At 64.3% G+C, this 23,290-nt stretch carries 14 protein-coding genes; 4 read left to right on the plus strand and 10 right to left on the minus strand.

The window, feature by feature from the left end; translation table 11 throughout:
• Nucleotides 1-8 precede the first annotated feature (8 nt).
• From SDENCHOL_RS03965 to glnE, 4 genes are all read right to left on the minus strand, one after another.
• Nucleotides 9-947, minus strand: a complete 939-nt coding sequence (locus tag SDENCHOL_RS03965; protein ID WP_083522893.1) for an NAD-dependent epimerase/dehydratase family protein — start codon at nt 945-947, stop codon at nt 9-11.
• Nucleotides 947-4,201 carry an AMP-binding protein gene (locus SDENCHOL_RS03970; protein ID WP_154716105.1) on the minus strand — a complete coding sequence of 1,085 codons (3,255 nt, stop codon included), beginning with the start codon at nt 4,199-4,201 and terminating at the stop codon, nt 947-949. The genes SDENCHOL_RS03965 and SDENCHOL_RS03970 overlap by 1 nt, the downstream gene beginning before the upstream one ends.
• 80 nt (nt 4,202-4,281) lie before the next feature.
• Entirely contained in the window at nt 4,282-5,529 is a 1,248-nt protein-coding gene (argJ, locus tag SDENCHOL_RS03975; protein WP_067170935.1) for a bifunctional glutamate N-acetyltransferase/amino-acid acetyltransferase ArgJ, read from the minus strand.
• Between the two features lie 59 nt (nt 5,530-5,588).
• Nucleotides 5,589-8,339: a bifunctional [glutamate--ammonia ligase]-adenylyl-L-tyrosine phosphorylase/[glutamate--ammonia-ligase] adenylyltransferase gene (gene glnE, locus SDENCHOL_RS03980; RefSeq protein WP_067170932.1), complete on the minus strand. Its 2,751-nt coding sequence runs from the start codon at nt 8,337-8,339 to the stop codon at nt 5,589-5,591.
• A 121-nt stretch (nt 8,340-8,460) separates the two neighbouring features.
• Here glnE and SDENCHOL_RS03985 point away from each other — a divergent pair, with 121 nt between their 5' ends.
• The 4 genes from SDENCHOL_RS03985 to SDENCHOL_RS04000 all read left to right on the plus strand — a co-directional run bounded on the left by SDENCHOL_RS03985 (nt 8,461) and on the right by SDENCHOL_RS04000 (nt 15,319).
• Nucleotides 8,461-12,516, plus strand: coding sequence for a YhdP family protein (locus SDENCHOL_RS03985; RefSeq protein WP_172954988.1), 4,056 nt, complete (start codon nt 8,461-8,463; stop codon nt 12,514-12,516).
• 2 nt (nt 12,517-12,518) lie between these two features.
• Nucleotides 12,519-13,373: a carbon-nitrogen hydrolase family protein gene (locus SDENCHOL_RS03990; RefSeq protein WP_067170927.1), complete on the plus strand. Its 855-nt coding sequence runs from the start codon at nt 12,519-12,521 to the stop codon at nt 13,371-13,373.
• Between the two features lie 37 nt (nt 13,374-13,410).
• Nucleotides 13,411-14,886 (plus strand): metalloprotease TldD, encoded by a 1,476-nt coding sequence (tldD, locus tag SDENCHOL_RS03995; RefSeq protein ID WP_408022502.1) that lies wholly within the window; start codon nt 13,411-13,413, stop codon nt 14,884-14,886.
• Nucleotides 14,887-14,947: 61 nt separating this feature from the next.
• Nucleotides 14,948-15,319: a PilZ domain-containing protein gene (locus SDENCHOL_RS04000; protein ID WP_067170925.1), complete on the plus strand. Its 372-nt coding sequence runs from the start codon at nt 14,948-14,950 to the stop codon at nt 15,317-15,319.
• Between the two features lie 44 nt (nt 15,320-15,363).
• Here SDENCHOL_RS04000 and SDENCHOL_RS04005 read toward each other — a convergent pair whose 3' ends face one another.
• The 6 genes from SDENCHOL_RS04005 to gap all read right to left on the minus strand — a co-directional run bounded on the left by SDENCHOL_RS04005 (nt 15,364) and on the right by gap (nt 23,278).
• Complete coding sequence (locus SDENCHOL_RS04005; protein ID WP_172954989.1) at nt 15,364-17,418, minus strand: M3 family metallopeptidase; 2,055 nt, start codon at nt 17,416-17,418, stop codon at nt 15,364-15,366.
• A gap of 126 nt (nt 17,419-17,544) precedes the next feature.
• Nucleotides 17,545-18,435 (minus strand): phosphoribosylaminoimidazolesuccinocarboxamide synthase, encoded by an 891-nt coding sequence (locus tag SDENCHOL_RS04010; protein ID WP_067170922.1) that lies wholly within the window; start codon nt 18,433-18,435, stop codon nt 17,545-17,547.
• 21 nt (nt 18,436-18,456) lie between these two features.
• Nucleotides 18,457-19,521: a class II fructose-bisphosphate aldolase gene (gene fba, locus SDENCHOL_RS04015; protein ID WP_067170920.1), complete on the minus strand. Its 1,065-nt coding sequence runs from the start codon at nt 19,519-19,521 to the stop codon at nt 18,457-18,459.
• A 26-nt stretch (nt 19,522-19,547) separates the two neighbouring features.
• Nucleotides 19,548-20,984: a pyruvate kinase gene (gene pyk / locus SDENCHOL_RS04020; protein WP_067170917.1), complete on the minus strand. Its 1,437-nt coding sequence runs from the start codon at nt 20,982-20,984 to the stop codon at nt 19,548-19,550.
• Nucleotides 20,985-21,028: 44 nt separating this feature from the next.
• Nucleotides 21,029-22,195, minus strand: coding sequence for a phosphoglycerate kinase (locus tag SDENCHOL_RS04025; RefSeq protein ID WP_067170916.1), 1,167 nt, complete (start codon nt 22,193-22,195; stop codon nt 21,029-21,031).
• An 84-nt stretch (nt 22,196-22,279) separates the two neighbouring features.
• Nucleotides 22,280-23,278: a type I glyceraldehyde-3-phosphate dehydrogenase gene (gap, locus tag SDENCHOL_RS04030; RefSeq protein ID WP_067170913.1), complete on the minus strand. Its 999-nt coding sequence runs from the start codon at nt 23,276-23,278 to the stop codon at nt 22,280-22,282.
• Between the last annotated feature and the right edge of the window lie 12 nt (nt 23,279-23,290).

Here is a 23,290-nt window from a genome sequence, read left to right on the forward strand (position 1 = left end):
TTTCTTGTTCAATGTCCAATGACGAACTCGCAGATATCCGCAATCGTATCTTCGAGCGCTCGCTTCGAAAAACCATTCAAATACTCGGAGAGGGCCGTGACATCCATGCCAAAGTTTCGCGAGTGCAGGGGTGAGGCCTCAACGTCGTATCGCAAGGGCTTGTTGTATTTCATTTCGCAGAATTCGCTCACTACAGCGATCAGTTCCTTGCCCGTCATGTGACTGCCAAGACCAATGTTCAGGACTTTTGGCCAGGTTTTGGGTGGACGAGCCAGAATACAGGTGATAACAGATGCAGCATCTCTGACGTCCATGAAGTCGAACTGTTGCGCGAGAAACTGCTGACTGAGCGAAATTTTCCTTCCTTGGAGCGCAGCATGGACCAGCGCGTGTACCCATTCACCCTGATTCATTCGGAAGCCGCTGCCGGGCCCGATCAGTTTGGGCAGACGCAAAGAAATTCCCGTTAGGTCAGACAGACTTTCCGAGACGGTTTTGACCAACTGTTCTCCAGCCAACTTGCCCCACCCATGAGCCGTTACTGGCGCCAGCGGCGAGCTTTCATGCCAGACAGGCCTGGTCACGCCATAGACCGCCTGTGACGATGCGTAGATGAATCCCCGCACTCCCGCGTTGGCGGCCTTGATCAACAGCAACTGCAAATCCGTCACTGACGATGCCAACTGTGGATCGTCGGGCTTGACCCTTGGCACGCCCAGATGGCAAACAATGTCTACATCACCGAAGTCAAAGCTTCCATGTAGAAGTTCGGCAAATGAAAGGAATTCAACGGATGGGACGGATGGGGCGCTACTCGTCACCTTATGCCGATGAAATGTGGCCGTAATGCGATCAAAGCCCGACGTGCGCTTCGTACGCCTGAGTTCATCAAGCACAGCATGACCGAGATAACCTGTGGCGCCGGTTAGAACGAGATGACCTGCCATCAGTTTGTCCCTCCAGATCCGGCAGAAATTTCAATGGCATGATCGCCGTGCGGTGGCGTGAAAACTCTTCCTGCCAACCGATCGATCCATCCTGGCGTGTGAGAAGAGGGGGCCAACAGGACCAAAGCCTGTACATCCTGGCGCATCAGCAAGGCTCTAACTTTGGTCTCAATGCTGTTGGACGCGATGACACAGGGATGTCCCTTGGAGTCCAGCGTTCTGTGTTCGTCGACCAGATACGCGTCGACCCCTGCGGCCCGCAATTCCTCGTAGTGCGTCTTTCCCTTGAGCCAGGCATCTTTACCACCTGCATACACGTGGATCGGTATCTGCCCGCGGTTCTTGAGAAGCCGCGAAAGGTATTCACCGATGTAGCGCCGCGAAATCTCGCCGCCACCTAGCAGTGGCGCGTAATTGACTTCATTGATGACCGCGCCGTTGGCATGCCATGGTTGCTGAATGTTGCGGCTGATCATGTCCACGCCCGCCACTTCCAGCTCCAGGATCTGCGTGGCGACGATGGCCGCGCTCACGTTGTCGGGGTGAATCGTGTGGGTCACTTCTTCATCCACGCCGCCCCAGGCGGTGGTTTCGATCCGCCGCAGGGCCACGAACTGGCCAGCCTGAGGAACCGCTTCCGGCTGCCAACCTTGACGACGCAGCATGTGCAGCGCCAACTCATCCAAGGGTCGAATACCAGAGCGTTTCCAGGGTGGAATCCGTTGCTGAGCCTCGTATTCGGCGGCCACCAAGGCGCGGATGGTGGAGCGTCCATCGGCATACACGCCAATCGGCAGTCGCTTGACCGCATAAAGCAGCTTGCCCGCCGTGATGAATAGACGGTGGCACACACCCGGTACTTGTTGCTCCACCAGCACCAGTTTGCCGGGCGAGCGTTTATGCGCATCGTTGAACGCAGCCTCGAGATCCTCGGCCCGGACGTCGACGCTCACGCCTTCACCGCGTTCCAGGTCTGCGGGTTTGACCACCACGGGGTATCCGAAGCGTTCTGCGGCCTCCCTCGCCTGCTCGAAGGATTTCACCACGGCATGAGTCGGCCCGGGCAGTCCAGCCTGACGCAGCAATTGAGCCGTCAACAGTTTGTTCTGCGTCCAGTGCATGCCCATGGCGCTGTCCCGGTCCGTCGTGCTGCGATCGATGCGTCGCGCGTGGCGGCCCCAGCCCAATTGGAATGCCCCATTCGGCAATGGCAGGTAAGGTACTCCCAGGCTGTGCGCCACGCGCAGCACTTCAAACGTCGATTTGCCGTTCGGCTGGACTTTCGCAAAGGCGCGCACAACGTCCTTCTCTATCGTCTGGAAGAAGCGTTCCCGGTCGGCAGTGGATTCGACGTCTGCCTTGCTGACCCATGCGGCCAATCGGAAAGCAACTTTGAGCACGCCCTCGAACAGCGGTCGAGCGACCAAGGAGGGATCGGGCACACGGCAGACGGCTTCCCAGTGCTTGCTTTCAGGCGCCGCGCGGCGGCACTGAACAACGTCTATCGGGTCGAACAGGGGAACACGCAAAACGTGTAACAGGCCCCGTGCCAGGGTGAGTACTTGATGCAGCCAGATCTGACCGTCGTCTGCTGCACTTTGGTCCGTGTCTGACAGGTCGACAGGCAACAGTTGGTCGTCCGGTACCTCCAATACCGTCAGCCAGGCATTCAAGGCTCCCGGCTTCCCTCCAGGTGGTCGCCTGAATCCCAAAGTCAATGTGCCCATAGGGAGCGAGGCATTGCTGCCTGTTCTTGTGGCCGGGGTGGCGGCAGGCTTTCCACTCGTTTCCCACTTGGCGCGCACGATCCCGGAGACGACTTTGCGTTGGATCTTGCCTTGCTCATTGCGGGGAATACGTTCCACGAAGACCAGATCGTGGAGCGTATGACGACCGATTTGATTGCGCACATGCTGCACCAATGTCCGGGCGTCGAGAGACACACCAGCTGCCGCGACCACCAGGGCCACCGGCAAGTCCTGCAATTGCCGATGACGCAAAGGGGTTGCGAATGCGTCTGCAACACCGGGAAAGCTGCGCAAGCATTCCTCAATTTCGGCCGGATACACATTCACTCCGCTGACGATCATCATGTCGTCGGTACGACCGCGGTGTACCAGTTGCCCATCCAGTGTGAAGTGACCAATGTCACCGGGGTAGAACCAATCATCCCGAAATACTTTTTGTGTTGCTTCCGGGTCTCCCAGGTAAGCCGTAATCGACGCGGCGGACGACACTCTGATGTGGCCGTCAACACCTGGCGCCACGGGTACACCCTCGTCGTCAACGACCTCAAGCCTGACGCCGGGAAACGGACGTCCCACGCCGCCTTCGGTCACGAAAACTTCATTCAGGCTGGTGATGGTCGCCGTGTGCGACTCGTTCGAACCCCACAGCACGTGAAGCTTGGGCGTCAGCCGTTGGCGAATCTGCTCGCGCAAACGCATTGGCACCACCGACCCACCCACCATCAGGGCTCGCAATCGTCCGTAGTGCAGGTCATGGTCGGCGGGCAGTGAGCGCAAGAGCAGCTCGACGTGGGAGACCGTGCCGTAAATGGCTGTCACCTCGCCGGCAGCCACCTCTTTGCGGTGATCAACGCGCCCTGGCACATCCAGAAAAATCGCGGCGCCCATTGCCAGCGCTTCCAGGCAGCGTTGTTTGGCGGCATAGAAGTGCATGCTGACCAAGGACAGCAAGATATCCTCATCACCATAGGGAAGCCACTGGCGACCCAGCGTGGCGCGGTGCCATTGCGCACGATGCGTTACCGGCATGATCTTCGGCTGCCCGGTTGATCCAGAACCACTCACGAGAATCCATGGACGATCAGCGTCCAGAGCCGGGGCTGCCAGCGCGTTGGGCAAGGCATGCGCCTTCACCTCAGCCCATGACACGGTGCTCAGGTGTGGGCCAGCCGTCGACATCCGGTGTTCGCCATCCACCAGCACCCGCGTGCACTGCGTCAGGTTCAGCAGACGGATCATTTGCGCATCCGCCATCGACCGGGGAATACTGAGTACCGTTGCCCCACGGTGAGCGAGGGCCAAGGTTGCACACCAGTGGTCCAGCGGATCTGCCAATGCAATCGCCATCACATCGCCGGCGGCGATACCGGCGGCTTCCAAACCAGCGCTGGCCTGCAGGACACGCTGAGCGAACTGCTCGTACGTAAAGTCATCGCCCGCATACCTGATTGCCAGCGCATCCGGTTGCTTTTGCGCCTGATGCAAGAGTAAATGCGCGATGTTCATGTGGCGGCCTCCGATACCGATACTCTTTGCCGCAGCCAGTCAACAAACTGGTCTTTACGCATTTGCAATGCCAACCCAGATCAACTGCGATAGTCGGCGTTGATCTTCACGTAGTCGTAGGAGAAATCGCAGGTCCACACCTTGGCCTGAGCCTGGCCGCGGGCCAGGTCGATGCGCATGACGATTTCCGCCGGCGCCATTTCGCGCGCGCCGTCGGCTTCCCGGTAGCTGGCGGCGGGGCCGCCGTTTTCCGCGACCAGGGTCTCGCCCAGCCAGAGCTTCACTTTCGTCACGTCGAGATCGCCGAGCGTGGCGTGCGCCTGGGCGGCGTTGCCGATGGCGGCGAGGATGCGGCCGAGGTTGGGGTCGGACGCGAAGAAAGCGGTTTTCACCAGCGGCGAGTGGGCGATGGCATAGCCGACGGCCTTGCATTCGGCATGGTCGCGGCCGCCGGCGACGGCGATCTCGATGAACTTGGTGGCGCCTTCGCCGTCGCGCACGATGGCCTGGGCGAGTTCGGCGGCGACGGCAGTCACCGCATCGCGCAGCGCGGCGTAGTCCGCCGAGCCGGCATCGGCGATCTCGGCGTTGCCGGCCGCGCCCGTGGCGATCAGCACGAAGGAATCGTTGGTCGAGGTGTCGCCATCGACGCTGATGCAGTTGAAGGAGGCGTCGGCCGCTTCCTTCACCAGGCGTTCCAGCAGCGGTTGCGCAATGGCGGCGTCGCTGGCGATGAAGCCGAGCATGGTCGCCATGTTCGGCTTGATCATGCCCGCGCCCTTCGAGATGCCGGTGACATTGATCGTCTTGCCGCCGATGGCGACTTGCCGCGATGCGGCCTTGGCGACGGTGTCGGTGGTCATGATGGCGTGCGCGGCGTCGTGCCATGCCTGGGCATCGCCGCGCAGCGCGGCCTGGCATTTGGGCAGGCCGGCGGCGAGGCGTTCGGCGGGCAACGGCTCCATGATCACGCCGGTGGAGAAAGGCAGCACCTGGTTTGCCGCGCAGCCGAGTAGTTGCGCCGCCGCTTCGCAAGTGGCGTGCGCTGCCTGGATCCCCGGCTCGCCGGTGCCGGCGTTGGCAATGCCGGTGTTGATGACCAGCGCGCGAATCTCGCCGCCGGCCAGGTGCTGCTTGCAGATTCGCACCGGCGCGGCGCAGAAGCGGTTCTGCGTGAATACGCCGGCGATGCGGCTGCCCGGCGCTAGTTCGATCAGCGTCAGGTCGCGCCGGTTGGCTTTGCGGATGCCGGCTTCGGTGCAGCCGAGGCGGACGCCGGCAACGGGATGGAGCCGGTCGGCGGGGGGCGTGGCGTAATTCACGGGCATGATGCGCTGTTCCTGGATGAATGGATGAGAGAAAGGTGGGAGAGCGGACGAGTGAAGGATTATTCGCTGCCGAAAACCTGCAGCCATAGCGCGCGTACGGCGCTGATGTGGGCGGCAATGTTGTCCGGGGCGACTCGGGCCTTGGCGTTGTTGAGGCGGGCGCCGTGCTGCAGGCGGCGGTAATCGCGATAGGCGTTGCGCACGGCTTCGGCGAGTTCGGGCGGGATCAGGCCGAGTTCGCCGGCGATTTTCAGCAGGGCGATGTTGCCCAGATTGCCGGTGAGTTGCGGATGGTCGTGGGCGTAGCCGAGCACCAGGTACTGGACGATGAATTCGACATCGACCAGGCCGCCGCGATCGTGCTTGAGGTCGAACGTGGTCGCGGCCTGGGCGGCCGGGGTGGCGTGAGCGGCGTGCATTTTATGGCGCATGCCCGATACTTCGCGGCGCAGGGCGGCGCGGTCGCGCGGCTGGCGCAGAATTTCGTCGCGGATGTTCTCGAAGGCCGCGCCGATTTTTCGGTCGCCGGCGGAAAAGCGCGCGCGCGTCAGTGCCTGGTGCTCCCACACCCAGGCCGATTCGAGCTGGTACTGGCGCAAGGCGTCGAGCGAGACCACGGTGAGCCCGGATTCGCCATTCGGCCGCAGGCGCAGGTCGATGTCGAACAGGCTGCCGGCGGTCGTCTGGCTGGAGAGCCAGGTGTTGAGGCGGGTGGCCAGGCGAGCGTAGTTTTCTCCCGCGGCTGGATCGGGATCGTCCATGACGAAAATCAGGTCGAGATCGGAGGCATAGCCCAGTTCCTTGCCGCCCAGCTTGCCGTAGCTGATGATGGCAAAACGCGGGGTGTCGACATGCCGCCTGGCGATCTTGCGCCAAGCGTATTTGAGCGCGAGCTCGAGCATCAGGTCGGCCAGGGCGGAGAGGTGATCGGCGAGTTTTTCCACCGTCAGCACGCCGTCGATGTCCTGTACCAGCAGCCGGAACACCTGGCTGTGATGCGCCTCGCGCAGGAGGTTCATCTGCTGTTCGGTATCCGGCTCGGCGGCTTCCAGCGACAGCTCCAGCGATTGGCGAAATGCCTGCCAGTCGGGCGCGATATCGAGAATGCTCGGGTCGAGCAATTCGTCCAGCAGGATCGGGTGGGTCTTCAGGTATTCCGCCGCCCACAGCGAGGCGGCGGCAAGCTGGGCCAGCTTTTGCAGCGTCAGCGGGTATTGCAGCAGCAGCGACAGATAGGCCGGCCGGCGGCTGACGGCTTCGAGCAGGTCGAGCACGCGGAACAGCGCCGCATCCGGCCGGGTGGTTGCCGCGCAGGTTTCGATGACGTGCGGCATCAGGGCATCGAAGCGCTTGCGCGCCGGACTGGGCATCTGCTGATAGCGATTGCCGGCATGCAGCGCGGCGAGTCGGACGGCCACGCCGGCGCCATCGTGATAGCCCTGCGCCACCAGGCGTTCAGCCGTGCGATGGTTGCCGTCCGGCTGCGCATCCGCCAGGTCGCCGTGCCAGGGACCGTCATCCGTTTCGCGATTGCGGCCGAGGTGCGGATCGGCAAACACGGCGTCGAAATGCCGCGACACGATGGCGCGGTGGCCGTCGAGTTCGGCCAGCAGCGCCGCGTAGTCGGCATGGCCCATGGCGGCGGCAATCAGCGCCTGGTCGGCGGGCGGGTCGGGGAGCTCGTGGGTCTGCGCGTCGTCGAGATATTGCAGGCGGTGTTCGAGGCGGCGCAGAAAGCCATAGGCGGCGGCCAGTTCATCGGCCGATGCCTGGCTCAGTTGGCGGCGTTCGGCGAGCAGCGGCAGCACCTGCAGGGTCGGCCGGATGCGCAGGCGCTCATCGCGGCCGCCGCGGATCAGTTGAAAGGCCTGGGCGATGAATTCGATTTCGCGGATGCCGCCGGGGCCGAGCTTGATGTTGTCGGCCATGTCCTTGCGCGCGACTTCGCGACGGATTTGCACGTGCAATTCGCGCATCGCCTCGATGCTGCCGAAGTCGAGATACTTGCGGAACACGAAGGGCCGGCGCAGATCCTCGAGGGCGCTCATCCAGGCCGGCCAGTGCGGCGATTCGCCGGCGGTCGGCAGCGCCCGCGCCTTGATCCAGGCGTAGCGCTCCCACTCGCGGCCCTGGGTGATGAAATAGTTTTCCAGCATGTCGAAGCAGCAGACCAGCGGACCGGAATCGCCATTCGGCCGCAGGCGCATGTCGACGCGAAAGACCTGGCCATCTTCGGTGATTTCGCCGATGGCGCCGATCAGCCCGCGGCCGAGGCGGGTGAAGAACTCGAAGTTGTCGAGGTGCTTGCCGTTGCTGCCCGTGCCATCGGTCTGGCCGTTTTCCGGGTAGAGGAAAATCAGGTCGATGTCGGAAGAGACGTTCAATTCGCGTCCGCCCAGCTTGCCCATGCCGATGACGATGAGCTGCTGCGGCTCCCCCGCTTCGCTCCGCGGCTGGCCGTAGCGGGCGACGAGTGCCTGCATGAGCACGCGCTGGGCCGTCGCCAGGGCGGTTTCGGCAATCAGCGTCATGCTTTCGGTGACTTCGCCCAGGCTGGCCAGACCCGCCAGATCGCGGGCGGCGAGGCGGGCGTAGGCGCGCTGCTTGAAGTGGCGCAGGGCCGGCTTCAGGCTGTCCTCATCGAGCGTTGCCGGCAGGAAGCCGAGCAGGCCGGCGCTGTCGAGCGGCGCGCTCAGTTGGCTGTCGATTTCATCGACCAGCGCGGGGCGGGCGGCCAGCAGGCGTGCCAGGGCGCGCGACCAGGGCAGTATCCTGTGCAGGATGTCGGCGGGCGTCGGAGTGCTTGGCATTCAGGTAAAATCGGCAGCTTCGGAGCATCGAAGGTCAAGCCGCCATTCTAGTGCCCGGCCAGGGCCTTGGGGCGGCCGGCGTGGCGGCCGCGATCATGCGCCGGCAGCCCGCCGTCACCAGGTGCTTCACCCGTATCGTCAGAAGATTTCTGTCATCAAACCCGCCATTTCCACCATTTCCACGCTGCCTGCGCGCGCCACCAGGTATCTGGGCACACTGCCAGGCGGACTGCTGTCCGCGCGGCTGAAGCGTCTGTTGTGGCGGTTGGCGCTGACCCTGTATTTCGTCTTCGGGCTGCTGATTCTGGTCTTGCGCCATGCGGTGTTTCCGCATATCGAGGACTATCGCGGCAACATCGAGCAGGCCCTGGCCAACTCGCTCAACCTGCCGGTGGCCATCAGCCGCATCGACGCCCGCTGGCGGGGGTTTTCCCCTCACCTGACCCTGCGCGGCATGCAGATCCACGATCAGGCGGGGCGTCCGGCGCTGACTTTCGACAATGTCGAGGCCGAGGTTTCCTGGACTTCGCTGCTCCATTTCGAGCTGCGTTTGAAGCGGCTCGAGATTCTTGCGCCGCACCTGGATATTCGCCGCGACCGCGCCGGGCGCATTTTCATTGCCGGCCTGCAGCTCGACACCCAGGCGGCGGACAGCGAAAACGATTTTCTCGACTGGCTGCTCCTGCAGCATCGCGTCATCGTCCGCGATGCCCGTATCACCTGGCATGACGAGCGGCGCGGGGCGCCGCCGCTGGCGCTGCAGCATTTCAACCTGCAGTTGCAGAACGACGGCCGCCGCCATCGCTTCGGTTTGACCGCCGAACCGCCGAGCGAACTGGCCGCGCGTCTGGACGTGCGCGGCGATTTCAGCGGCCGGAAACTCGACCAGCCGGCAACCTGGAAGGGCGAGGCGTATGCCGAACTCGATTACGTCGATCTTGCCATCTGGCGGCAATGGATCGACTATCCGGTCGATCTGCCGCATGGCAGCGGGGCGCTGCGCCTGTGGCTGAATCTCGAACAGCAACGGCTGGCCGGCATGACGGCGGACATCGCCTTGCGCGACGTCCATGTGCGCATCGACCCGGCGCTGCCTTTCCTCGAATTGCAGAACCTGAGCGGGCGGCTGACGGGCAAGCGCAGCGCGCAGGGCTATCAGTTGAGCGCGCGGCGGCTTTCCTTGCAGACGCAGGACGGCATCGCTTTCGCGCCGATGGATTTCCAGCTGGAATGGAACGAGGCGACCCGCCGCAAGCCGGCCAGCGGCGTCTTCAATGCGGATCGGCTCGACTTCGACGTGCTGGTGCGCTTCGCCGCCTATCTGCCGTTCGATGCCGGCTTGCGCAAGCAGTTGGCCGACTACGCGCCGCGCGGCAAGCTGATCGACCTGAAGACCAGTTGGAGCGGCAAGCTCGACGGGCAGGGCAGGTTCAGCGCGGACAAATACAGCCTGAGCGCGCACTTCGATCGCCTCGGCATGAATGCCTGGGGCGCCTTGCCCGGCTTTGCCGGTTTGACCGGCAGCGTCGCCGGCAACGAGCAGGGCGGCATCTTTCGTCTGGCCAGCCAGGCGGCGGCGCTGGAGTTGCCGGCCGTCTTTGCCGATCCGCGCGTCGAACTCGGCAGCCTGAATGCCGCGCTCGACTGGAAGACGCACAAAGAGGCCATCGAAGTCCGGCTGGAGCGCGCCAGCTTCAAGAATGAGGATGCGGCGGGGAGCATTGTCGGCCGCTATGTCTATCCCCGCGACGAAGCCGGCACGCCCGGCAGGATCGACCTCGACGCGCGCCTGACGCACGGCGAGGGGAACGCGGTCTGGCGTTACATTCCGCTGGCCGTCGATGCGGAGGTGCGCGACTGGTTGCGCACGTCGATCATCGGCGGCAGCGGCAAGGACACGACCCTGCGCCTGCAGGGCGACCTGCGCTCCTTTCCGTTCGAGGACGGTTCGGGCATCTTCGAGATCAAGGGGCGCATCGACGGCGCGACGCTCGATTATGCCGAGGGCTGGCCGCGGATCGACGACATCATGGGTTCGCTGGAATTCGTCGGCAACCGCATGCTGATCCGTGCCGACAGCGCGCGCATCGCCGGCGTGACGCTGAACGAGGTGAGGGCCGAAATCGACGACTTGAGCGCGGACGAGAATCTGCTGCGGATCGAAGGCAAGGCGAATGGACCGACCGGCGATTTCCTGAATTTCATCGATAACAGCCCGGTCGGCGAGAGCATCGATCATTTCACCGAAGACATGAAGGCGCAGGGCAACGGCTTTCTGGATCTCAGGTTGCTGCTGCCGCTGCAGCACCTGGAACAGGCGAAAATCGAGGGCAGCTATCGTTTTGCCGGCAATCGCATCGACGTGGATCCCGATCTGCCCGCGCTGGCCAACGTGTATGGGCAACTGCACTTCACCGGCGACTCGCTGAGCGCCAAGCGCCTGCGCGCCACGCTGCTGGGCATGCCGCTGGCCTTCGATCTCAAAACCATGGGCAATGGCGTGGTGAAGGTGGATGCCGATGGGCAGTTGAACGTCGTCGAGTTGCGCAAGCAGGTGAGCCATCCGCTGCTGGATCATCTTTCCGGCAGCAGCCCGTGGCGCGGCACGGTGCTGGCGCGCAAGAAGAGTTCCGAGGTGGTGCTGGAATCTCGGCTGACGGGCATTGCTTCGAGTCTGCCCGAGCCCTTCAACAAGAGTGCCGGCGATGCCATGCCCCTGCGCTTTGAACGCAAGCCGCTGGCGATGCCGGTGTCGCGCAATGCCGCCGGCAAGTCATCGGCCAATGCCCTGCAGACGATCCCGCGCGACCAGATCGAGCTTGCGCTCGGCCAGGCGCTCAAGGCGCAACTGATCCGGCGCTATGCGAACGAGCCGGCCGGCCGGGCGGTGATCGAACGCGGCGCGATCGCCCTGGGCGAGCCGCTCAACATGCCCGATCGCGGTGTGTTGCTGGCGATCAGCGCGCCGGCGCTGAATGTCGATCGTTGGCGCGGCTTGCTCGGCAGTCCGGCAAACGACGGGAGCGACCGGCGTTCCGAGAATGCCGCGCCGGCCTTTCCCCTCAGCGCATTCACCCTGAAGACGCCGGCGCTGCTGCTGCTCGGCCAGAAGCTCGATGATTTCGCCATGCGTGCCGATCTGGGCCGCGATGGCACCTGGCGCGCCGAAGTGAAAGGCCCCGACGTTGCCGGGGAGCTGCACTGGAAGGATCAAAAGAACAGCCGTCTGGTCGTCCGCCTCAAGCATCTGGCCGTCAAACAGGCGCCGGCGGCCGCGCCCGCCGCGGGGACGGCTGGCGGCGCGGCGAAAGCCGGCGATCTGCCCGACCTCGACGTCGAGATCGAACGCTTCAATCTGCGCGGCAAGGCCCTCGGCAAACTCAAGCTGACGGCCGACAATCGTGACGATGCCTGGGAGGCGAATTTCGACATCGACAATGATGACGGCAAGCTTTCCGGTTCCGGCCAATGGCTGTTCGGTGCGGCGCAGAGCAGCACCGAGCTCAAGTTCACGCTGACTGCGCGCAGCATCGAAAAACTGCTCGGGCGCCTGGGTTATACCGATGCCGTGAAACGCGGCAAGGCGACGCTGGAAGGCCGGCTGACCTGGCAGGCTGCGCCTTCTGCCATCGATTACGCCAGCCTGAGCGGCGAGCTCAAGGTGGATGCGGAGAACGGCCAGTTCAACAAGCTGGAGCCCGGCGTCGGCCGTTTGCTCGGCATATTGAGCCTGCAATCGCTGCCCCGGCGGATCACCCTCGATTTTCGCGATGTGTTCAGCCAGGGTTTTGCCTTCGACAGCATCAGCGGCCAGTTGACCATGCGCAATGGCGTCATGGATACCCAGGGCCTGCAGATTCGCGGCCCGTCGGCCAAGGTGCTGATGACGGGCAGCGTCAACCTGCCGCAGGAGACGCAGAATCTCAAGGTGCGGGTGCAGCCGGCCATCGGTGAATCGCTGGCCGTCGGGGCGATGATCGCCAATCCGGCTGCCGGCGCCATCGCCTGGCTGGCGCAGAAGGCGTTGCGCGATCCGCTGGATCAGGCCTTTGCCTTCGAATACGCGGTGACCGGCGGCTGGGCCGATCCCAAGGTGGAAAAACTGGCCAGCCCGCTGCTGCCGGCATTGACACCGGCACCAGCACATTCCGGCCCGCCAGCCGAGGGAGGCAACTGAGCATGACGAAACTGGCCGCCTTGCAGATGATCTCCGGGCCGGCGGTTGCCGACAATCTCCTTGCCGCCGAGCGCCTGATTGCCCACGCAGCGGCGGAGGGCGCGCGGCTGGTGGCGCTGCCGGAATATTTTCCACTGATCGGCGCGACCGATGCCGTGCGCCGGGCCGCGCGCGAGCCGGATGCCGGCGCCGCGTGCGCGGCCGAGGCGATCGACGCGGCGCAGGCGCCGATCCAGCATTTTCTCGCCACCCAGGCGCGCCGTCACGGCATCTGGCTGGTGGGCGGCTCGCTGCCCCTGCTTGCCGACGAACCGCACAAGCTGCGCAACAGTTGCCTGATCTATGATCCGGCCGGCCGCCAGCGGGCGCGCTACGACAAAATCCATTTGTTCGGCTTCCAGAACTTCCGCAACGGAACGGAAAGCTATGACGAAAGTCTTACGATCGAGGCCGGCAGCCGGGTCGTGAGTTTTCCGGTGGAAGGGTTGGGCGGCATCCGCCGGATCGGTCTGGCGATTTGCTACGATCTGCGTTTCCCCGAACTGTTCCGGGCGCTGGGCGAGGTCGATCTGCTGGTGGTACCGGCGGCCTTCACCGAAACCACCGGCCGCGCGCACTGGGAACTGCTGCTGCGCGCGCGCGCCGTCGAGAACCAGTGCTACGTGTTGGCTGCCGCGCAGGGCGGGGAGCATCCGACGGGACGCCTGACCTACGGCAACAGCATGCTCGTCGATCCCTGGGGCGAGATCGTCGCCCGGCTCGACAAGGGCGTCGGCATGGTGCTCGGCGATTTCGATGCGCAGCGCCTGGTGGAGGTGCGCACCAGCCTGCCGACATTGCGCCACCGCAGGCTTTGACGATGAACGATGAACAATGAATGATGAACGACGAATGATGGATGCCCGGATGATGACCGACACGCAACGCAACTTCCACACCGCGGAGAAATGCCTGTTGACGCCCTACAACCTGACGCCGATGCGTCTCGATGGCGTCTTTTCGCAGATGCTGGCGCATCGCGTGGACTACGCCGATCTGTATTTCCAGTATGCGCGCTCGGAAGGCTGGAGCCTGGAAGAGGGTATCGTCAAATCGGGCAGCTTCAACATCGAACAGGGTGTGGGCGTGCGCGCGGTGAGCGGCGAGAAAACTGCCTTCGCCTATTCCGACGAAATCAGCCTGCCGGCCCTGCAAAGCGCGGCGCAGGCCACGCGCGCCATCGCGGCCCAGGGTGGCCGCGGGCTGGCGCCGTTGTTGCGGCATGGCTCGCGTCTGCCGCCGCTGACCGCGCTGTATGCGCCGCAGGATCCCATCGCGGCGCTGGCGGATACTGAAAAAGTACGCCTGCTCGAAAGGCTGGAAGGCCATGCGCGCGCCGCCGATCCGCGCGTCGCCGAAGTGATGGCCAGCCTGGCCGCGACCTGGGAAGTCGTGCTGGTGGCGCGCAGCGATGGCCACATGGTGGCCGACGTGCGGCCGCTGGTGCGCATGTCGCTGTCCGTCATCATGGTGGATCATGGTCGGCGCGAGATGGGCTCGGCCGGTGGCGGCGGGCGTTTCGATTACGCTTATTTCACGGATGCCGTGCTGCAGGATTACGCCAGGAAAGCCGTGCACCAGGCCAGCACCAATCTGGCAGCCAAACCGGCGCCGGCCGGCGCGATGACCGTGGTGCTGGGGCCGGGCTGGCCCGGCATCCTGCTGCACGAAGCCATCGGCCACGGTCTGGAGGGCGACTTCAACCGCAAGGGCAGCTCGGCATTTTCCGGCCGGGTCGGCGAGCGGGTGGCGGCCAAGGGCGTGACCGTCATCGACGATGGCAGCATCGCCGACCGGCGCGGCTCGCTGTCGGTTGACGACGAAGGCAATCCCACGCAGCGCACCACGCTGATCGAGGACGGCATCCTCGTCGGCTATCTGCAGGACACGCTCAACGCCCGCCTGATGGGTGTCGCGCCCACCGGCAACGGCCGCCGCGAATCTTTCGCCCATCTGCCGCTGCCGCGCATGACCAATACCTGCATGCTCAATGGCCGCCACGATCCGCAGGAGATCATCAAGTCGGTGAAGCAGGGCTTGTACGCCGCCAACTTCGGCGGCGGCCAGGTCGACATCACCAGCGGCAAGTTCGTCTTCTCCGCCGCCGAGGCCTATCTGATCGAGAACGGCCGGATCACCGCGCCGGTCAAGGGTGCCACGCTGATCGGCAACGGCCCCGAGGTGCTGCAGCACGTCAGCATGATCGGCAACGACATGGCGCTCGATCCGGGCGTCGGCACCTGCGGCAAGGAAGGCCAGAGCGTGCCGGTCGGCGTCGGCCAGCCGACGCTGAAGATCGACGGTTTGACGGTGGGCGGCAGTTCGATTTGAATCGGCCGCCGGACTTGCGCAAAATGTGCCGGCAGATCAGCCGCAGCGGAGGAGAAAACAGATGAGCCAAGCACAGGAGCGACGTGATTTCTGGCGTGCGCCGTTTCATTCGCCGGCATGCCTCGTCGATGCCGACGGTGTGGCGCGCGCAGGACGGCTGCACGACCTTTCGCTGAAGGGCGCCCTGCTGGAAATGCCGGACGACTGGCATGGCCAGCCCGGCGAGCGCCATCGCCTGCAGCTCGAACTGGCGCCTGAAGTGACGATCGCCATGCAGACCACGGTGATGCACCGGCATGGATGTCAGGTCGGCCTGCGCTGCGATGAAATCGACCTGGACAGCGTGACCGCCCTGCGGCGCCTGGTGGAACTCAATGCCGACGATCCGGCGCTACTGGAGCGGGAACTGGCGGCGCTGGTGCAAAGGTCGTAGTGCCGCGATTTGTGAAGCGTGAGGCCCTGGTCTTCGTCTTGGCTTTACTCCGTCACCATGCCGTTGTGGCGCAGCAGGGCATCGACGCGGGGTTCGCGGCCACGATAGGCGCGGAAGGAGTCGAGTGCCGGGCGTGAGCCGCCGACGGCGAGGATTTCGCGCCAGAAGCGCGCGCCGACGGTGCTGTCGAGCACCGTGCCCGCCGTTCCCTGGGCCAGCGCGCTTTCCTCGAAGACCGCGTAGGCGTCCGCCGAGAGCACTTCGGCCCATTTGTAGCTGTAGTAGCCGGCCGAGTAGCCGCCGGCGAAGATGTGGGCGAAGCTGTGTGGAAAGCGCTGCCATTCGGGCGGGATCACCACCGCGACTTCGCGCCGGACTTCATCGAGCAGTTGCAGCACGCTCTGGCCTCCCGACGGATCGTATTCACCGTGCAGCAGCAGGTCGAAGAGGGCGAATTCGACCTGGCGCAGCATGGCCATGCCGCTCTGGAAATTCTTCGCCGCCAGCATTTTGTCGAACAGCTCGCGCGGCAGCGGCGCGCCGCTGTCGACGTGGCGCGTCATGTCCTTCAGCACTTCCCATTCCCAGCAGAAGTTTTCCATGAACTGGCTGGGCAACTCGACCGCATCCCATTCCACGCCATGGATGCCGGAGACGGCCAGCTCCTCGACTTCGCTGAGCAGATGATGCAGGCCGTGGCCGCATTCATGGAACAGGGTGATCACTTCGTCGTGGGTGAAGCAGGCGGGCTTGTCGCCGAGGGGGGCCGGAAAGTTGCAGTTGAGATAGGCGACCGGCGTCTGAATGTCGCCGTCAGCCAGGCGGCGACGGGTGATGGCTTCGTCCATCCAGGCGCCGCCGCGCTTTTCGGGCCGCGCATACAGGTCGAGATAGAACTGGCCGACCAGTCGTCCGCTGCGCTGGATGCGGAAGAAGCGCACCGCCGGATGCCAGGCTGGCGCCGTGTCGGACTGGATCTGCACACCGAACAGGCGCTCGATGACGCGGAACAGGCCGGTCAGCACCTGCGGCTCGGGCAGGTATTGCTTGACTTCGTCGTCGGAGAAGGCGTAGCGCGCTTCCTTCAGTTTTTCCGCCGCCCAGGCCAAATCCCAGCTTTCCAGTTGCGCCATGCCCAGTTCGCTGCGGGCGAATGCGCGCAGTTCCTGGATGTCCTTTTCCGCAAAGGGCCGCGCCTTGGCGGCGATTTCACGCAGGAAGCCGGCGACCTGCTGCGGGCTGTCGGCCATTTTCGGCACCAGCGAGACTTCGGCGTAGTTGCGATAGCCGAGCATTTGGGCGGCTTCCCGGCGCAATTCGAGGATGCGCTGGATCAGCGGCGTGTTGTCGAAGCGAGCTTCACCGTGTTCCGAGGCGCGGGTGGCGTAGGCGCGATACATGCGCGCGCGCAGTTCGCGGTTTTCGGCGTACTGCATGACGGGGCCGTAGGAGGGCGCATGCAGGGTGAACTTCCAGCCTGACTTGCCTTCCTGTTCTGCCGCCGCCCGCGCCGCCGCGCGGACGTCGGCGGGAATGCCGGTCAGCCCGGCTTCATCCGTCAGAATTTCGGCCCAGGCATTCGTCGCATCGAGGAGGTTTTCGGAAAACTTCGCTTCCAGTGCCGCCAGTTCTTCCTGGATTGCCTGGAAGCGCGGTTTGTCGGCTTCCGGCAGATCGGCGCCGGAGAGGCGGAAGTTGCGGATGTCGTTATCGACGATGCGCTGGCGAGTGGCCGAGAGCCGGCCGTATTCTTCGCTCGCGCGCAGTTTCTTCAGGCAGGCGAAGAGCGCCTGGTTCTGCCCCAGTTCGGTGTAGAAACGGGTGATTTCCGGCAACCGGGCGTTGTAGGCTTCGCGCCAGGGCGGGATGTCATTCACTCCGTGCAGATGGCCGACGATGCCCCAGGCCCGCGATAGCCGCTCGCCGACGTCGGTCAGCGGCGCCATGAAGCCTTCCCACGTGGCCGGTGTATCCGGCCGGGCCAGCCGCTCGACGACATGGCGGTTTTCCGCCAGCAATTCAGTGATCGCCGGCGCCACATGTTCGGGCTGGATGGCGTCGTAACGGGGCAGGGCGGAAAAATCGAGCAGGGGATTCATGGTGGCTGCGAGGCGTCAGGGGTCGGGAGCGGAGAGTGAATGGTGAAGGGTGAAGGGTGAAGAGTGGATGTTAAATGCAAAAAGGAGACGACCGCGCGGCGGGCATCCCCTTTTTGCGGTTCGGACTCAAGCCTGGCCGGTCAGGCGGCTGAGGGCTTCGCGGTACTTGGCGGTGGTGCGCTCCAGTATTTCGACGGGCAGCTTGGGGCCGGGAGCCTGCTTGTTCCAGTCCAGCGTTTCCAGATAATCGCGCACGAACTGTTTGTCGAAGGAAGGCGGGCTGATGCCGACCTGGTATTCATCGGCCGGCCAGAAGCGCGAGGAATCGGGAGTCAGCGCCTCGTCGATGAGGTACAGGCGGCCGTCCTTGTCGAGTCCGAATTCGAACTTGGTGTCGGCGATGATGATGCCGCGCACCCGCGCATGGGCCGCCGCCTCGCGGTAGAGGCGCAGGGAGACGTCGCGCACCTTGACCGCCAGTTCATGGCCGATCAGGCTTTCCATGGTGGCGAAGTCGATGTTTTCATCATGCTCGCCGATCTCGGCCTTGGTCGCCGGGGTGAAGATCGGCGCGGGCAGTTGCTCGGCCTGTCTGAGACCCGCCGGCAACTGTATGCCGCAGACCGCGCCGGTCTGCTGGTAGTCCTTCCAGCCCGATCCGATCAGGTAGCCGCGCACCACGGCCTCGATGGGCAGCGGCTTGAGGCGTTTCACCACCAGGCTGCGGCCGCGCACCTGGGCGCGCTCTTCCTCGGTCTTCACCACCGTCTCGGGGTCGATGCCGGTGAGCTGGTTGGGCACGATGTGGGAGAGCTTGCCGAACCAGAAATTGGCCACCGAAGTCAGCACTTCGCCCTTGCCGGGGATGGGATCGGGCAGGATCACATCGAAGGCGGAAAGGCGGTCGCTGGTGACGATCAGCAGCAACTCGTCGCTGACGGCGTAGATGTCGCGCACCTTGCCGCGGCCGAGCAGCGGCAGGCTGGCGATGCTGGATTCGAACAGGGGCTGGGTCATGATGAAAGCCTGGGAGGACGGTTATTTGACGATCTGGTCGAGCTCGCCGCTCTTGTAGCGCTCGGCCATCTTTTCCAGCGGGATCGGCTTGATCTGCGCGGCGCGGCCGGCGCAGCCGAAGGCTTCGTAACGCGCCAGACAGATTTTCTTCGCCGCTTCGCGCGCCGGCTTGAGATAGTCGCGCGGGTCGAATTTCGCGGGATGCTCGACGAAGTAGCGGCGGATCGCGCCGGTCATCGCCAGGCGGATGTCGGTGTCGATATTCACCTTGCGCACGCCGTGCTTGATGCCGCGCACGATTTCTTCCACCGGCACGCCGTAGGTTTCCTTCATGTCGCCGCCGAATTCGCGGATTTCGGTGAGCAGTTCCTGCGGCACCGAGCTGGAGCCGTGCATCACCAGATGGGTGTTGGGCAGGCGGGCGTGGATTTCGGCGATGCGGTCGATGGCGAGGATGTCGCCGGTCGGCTTCTTGGTGAACTTGTAGGCGCCGTGCGAGGTGCCGATGGCGATGGCCAGCGCGTCGCAGTTGGTGCGCTTGACGAAATCGGCGGCCTGGTCGACGTCGGTGAGCAGTTGCTCGCGGGTCATCGTGCCTTCGGCGCCGTGGCCGTCTTCCTTGTCGCCCTTCATGGTTTCCAGCGAGCCCAGCACGCCCAGTTCGGCTTCGACGGAAACGCCGATGGCGTGGGCGAATTCGACCACTTTCCGCGAGACGTCGACGTTGTATTCGTAGGAGGCCACGCTCTTGCCGTCGGCTTCCAGCGAGCCGTCCATCATCACCGAGGAAAAGCCCGAGCGAATCGCCGCCATGCACACCGCCGGGCTCTGGCCGTGGTCCTGGTGCATGACGATGGGAATGTGCGGATAGGCTTCCAGGGCGGCCAGAATCTGGTGGCGCAGGAACGGCTCGCCGGCGTATTTGCGCGCGCCGGCCGAGGCCTGCATGATCACCGGCGCGTCGAGCTGGTCGGCGGCTTCCATGATCGCCCAGACCTGTTCCATGTTGTTCACGTTGAAGGCGGGCAGGCCGTAGCCGTTTTCGGCAGCGTGGTCGAGCAACTGACGCATCGAAACTAGAGGCATGTCGAACTCCTGTAAGGGTGGGTGATTCAGTACATGGGCCGGTGTTCGCCGACCTTGATGATTTTCAGCGTGTTGGTGCCGCCCGCCTGGCCGATCGGCTCGCCGATGGTCAGCACGATCAGGTCGCCGGGTTCCACGACGCCGGCGCGGATCAGTTCGTCCTCGGCTTCGCGCAGCAGTTCGTCGCGATCGTGGCTGATGTAGCGTATCAGCAACGGAGAAACGCCGCGGAAGATGCTGACCTTGTAGCGCGTGCGGATATCCGGCGTCATGGCATAGATCGGCACGCCGCTGTTGAGGCGCGACATCCACAGGGCGGTCGAGCCGGATTCGGTCAGCGCGGCGATGGCCTTGACCTTCAGGTGATGGGCGGCAAACAGCGCGGCCATGGCGATCGACTGGTCGATGCGGGTGAACACGCGGTCGAGAAAATCCTTTTGCAGCGAAGCCTTGTCCGACTTTTCCGCTTCGACGCAGATGCGCGCCATGGCTTCGACGGTCTCGACCGGATAGCTGCCGGAGGCCGTTTCCGCCGACAGCATGACCGCATCCGTGCCATCGAGCACCGCGTTGGCGACGTCGGAAACCTCGGCGCGCGTGGGGATCGGGCTGAGGATCATGGATTCCATCATCTGCGTGGCGGTGATGACGAAACGATTCATTTCACGCGCGCTGCGGATGATGCGCTTTTGCAGCGCCGGCACCGCCGCGTCGCCGACTTCGACGGCCAGGTCGCCGCGCGCCACCATGGCGCCGTCGCTGGCGGCGAGGATGTCTTCGAGATGGGTGATGGCCTCGACGCGCTCGATCTTGGCCACCAGCAGGGCTTTCGAGCCGGCCGCCTGCAGCAGTTCGCGCGCTTCGCGCATGTCGTCGCCGGATTTCGGAAAGGAGACGGCAATGAAATCGACGTTGAGACTGGCGGCGACCTTCAGGTCTTCCTTGTCCTTGTCGGTGAGCGCCGGTGCCGACAGGCCGCCGCCCTGCCTGTTGATGCCCTTGTTGTTGGAGAGCTCGCCGCCATGGCGCACGCGGCAATGGATCTCGCTGCCCTTGATGCCCTCGATGTCCATGGTGATGCGGCCATCGTCGAGCAGCAGCACGTCGCCAATCGTGACGTCATCGATCAGTTCGGGATAGTCGAGGCCGACGCAATTGTGATCGCCAAGCGGACATTGGGCGTCGAGAATGAATTTCTGTCCGCCCTTTAGCTGCACCTTGTTGCCGGTAAATTTTCCGATGCGGATCTTCGGCCCCTGCAGGTCGGCCATCACGCCGACGGTGCGCCCCGTTTCCTGTATCGCCTTGCGCAGCAGTGCGACGCGCTGGCGATGATCGTCGGCCGTGCCATGCGAAAAATTCAGGCGCACGACATCCACGCCGGCTTCGACCAGACGCAGCAGGGTGGCTGGATCGGAGGATGCCGGTCCGAGTGTGGCGACGATCTTGGTTGAGCGGAGCATTTGGGGTTGTGAAGCGTGAGGATGAAGGTGAGGGATTCGCTGGTTCAACCGCCGGCGCGCCGTTCGAGGATTTCGACGGCGGGCAGGGTCTTGCCTTCGAGGAATTCGAGGAAGGCGCCGCCGCCCGTCGAGATATAGCCGATGTTCCGGGTGATGCCGTACTTGGCGATGGCTGCCAGGGTGTCGCCGCCGCCGGCGATGGAAAACGCGCCGGAAGCGGCGATGGCGCGCGCCAGGGTTTCCGTGCCGTGGCCGAACTGGTCGAATTCGAAGACGCCGATCGGGCCGTTCCAGACGATGGTGCCCGCCGCCCGGGCGAGCTCGGCGAGCTTCCGTGCCGTCTCGGGGCCGACGTCGAGAATCATGTCGTCGTCCTCGACCTCGGCAATCGGCTTTATCGTCGCCACCGCCGTGGCGGCGAATTCCTTGGCGCAGACGACGTCACTGGGCAGCGGCACATTCACCTTGGCCATCACGGCCCTGGCCGCGTCGACCAGATCGGCTTCGGCCAGCGACTTGCCGATTTTGTGGCCAGCGGCAAGCAGGAAGGTGTTGGCGATGCCGCCGCCGACGATGAGCTGGTCGACCTTGGCCGACAGCGCTTCGAGGATGGTCAGCTTGGTCGACACCTTGGCGCCGGCGACGATGGCCACCAGCGGCCGCGCCGGCGCACCCAGCGCGCGGCCCAGCGCATCCAGTTCGGCGGCCAGCAGCGGCCCGGCGCAAACGACGGGCGCGTACTTGGCGATGCCGTGAGTCGTCGCTTCGGCGCGATGCGCGGTGCCGAAGGCATCATTCACGTAGATGTCGCAGAGCCGGGCCATCTTCTGCGCCAGGGCGTCGTCGTTCTTCTTCTCGCCCTTGTTGACGCGGCAGTTTTCCAGCAGCACCACCTCGCCCGGACGAACCTCGACGCCATCGACCCAGTTCTGCAGCAGGCGCACGTTGCGGCCGAGCAGCTCGCCGAGGCGCCTGGCGATCGGCGCCAGCGAGTCTTCGGGCTTCGGTTCACCCTCGGTCGGCCGGCCCAGGTGCGAAGTCACCATCACTGCCGCGCCACCCTGCAGCGCCATCGCGATAGCCGGGACGGAAGCGCGAATGCGCGTGTCCTCGGTGATGTTGCCGGCATCGTCCTGCGGCACGTTGAGATCGGCACGGATGAAGACGCGCTTGTTGCGCAGATCGAGTTCGGAGAGGCGGGTGAATTTCATGTTGGCCGGGTCGGGAGTGGAGAGTCGGGAGAGAAAAATTCGAAGGGCGCCGCCTCTTGCGAAGCTGCGCCCTTCAGGCACTCCTTACTTCGAAATGACACGTACCATTTCGAGCACCTTGTTCGAATATCCCCACTCGTTGTCGTACCAGGCAACGATCTTGACGAAGGTGCCATCCAGCGCGATGCCGGCTTCGGCATCGAACACCGAGGTGCAGGGCTCGCCGCGGAAGTCGGTGGCGACGACCTTGTCCTCGGTGTAGCCGAGCACGCCCTTCATCGGGCCTTCGGCGGCGGCCTTCATCGCGGCGCAGATGTCCTTGTACGGGGCTTCCTTGTTGAGCTCGACGGTCAGGTCGACCACCGAGACGTCGGAAGTCGGCACGCGGAAGGACATGCCGGTGAGCTTCTTGTTGAGTTCGGGGATCACCACGCCGACGGCCTTGGCCGCACCCGTCGAGGACGGAATGATGTTTTCCAGGATGCCGCGACCGCCGCGCCAGTCCTTGTTGGACGGGCCGTCGACGGTCTTCTGCGTGGCGGTGGCGGCATGCACGGTGGTCATCAGGCCGCGCTTGATGCCCCAGGTGTCGTTGAGCACCTTGGCAACGGGCGCGAGGCAGTTCGTGGTACATGATGCGTTGGAAATGATCGCCTGGCCGGCGTAGGTCTTGTCATTCACGCCGAACACGAACATCGGCGTGTCGTCCTTCGACGGCGCCGACATGATGACCTTCCTGGCGCCCGCGGCGAGATGCTTCTCGGCGCCGGCCTTGTCGAGGAACAGGCCGGTCGATTCGACGACCACGTCGGCGCCGACTTCGTTCCACTTCAGTTCGGCCGGGTCCTTGACGGCGGTCAGGCGGATCTTCTTGCCGTTGACGATCAGGGTATTGCCGTCGACGGCGATGTCGCCCTTGAAGCGGCCATGCACCGAGTCGTACTTGAGCATGTAGGCCAGGTAATCCGGCTCCAGCAGGTCATTGATGCCGACGATCTCGATGTCGGAAAAGTTCTGCGTCGCCGCGCGGAACACCATGCGGCCGATGCGACCGAAACCGTTGATGCCAACCTTGATAGCCATGACTCATTCTCC

The sequence above is a fragment of the Sterolibacterium denitrificans genome (genome assembly GCF_900174485.1).
Taxonomy (GTDB): domain Bacteria; phylum Pseudomonadota; class Gammaproteobacteria; order Burkholderiales; family Rhodocyclaceae; genus Sterolibacterium; species Sterolibacterium denitrificans.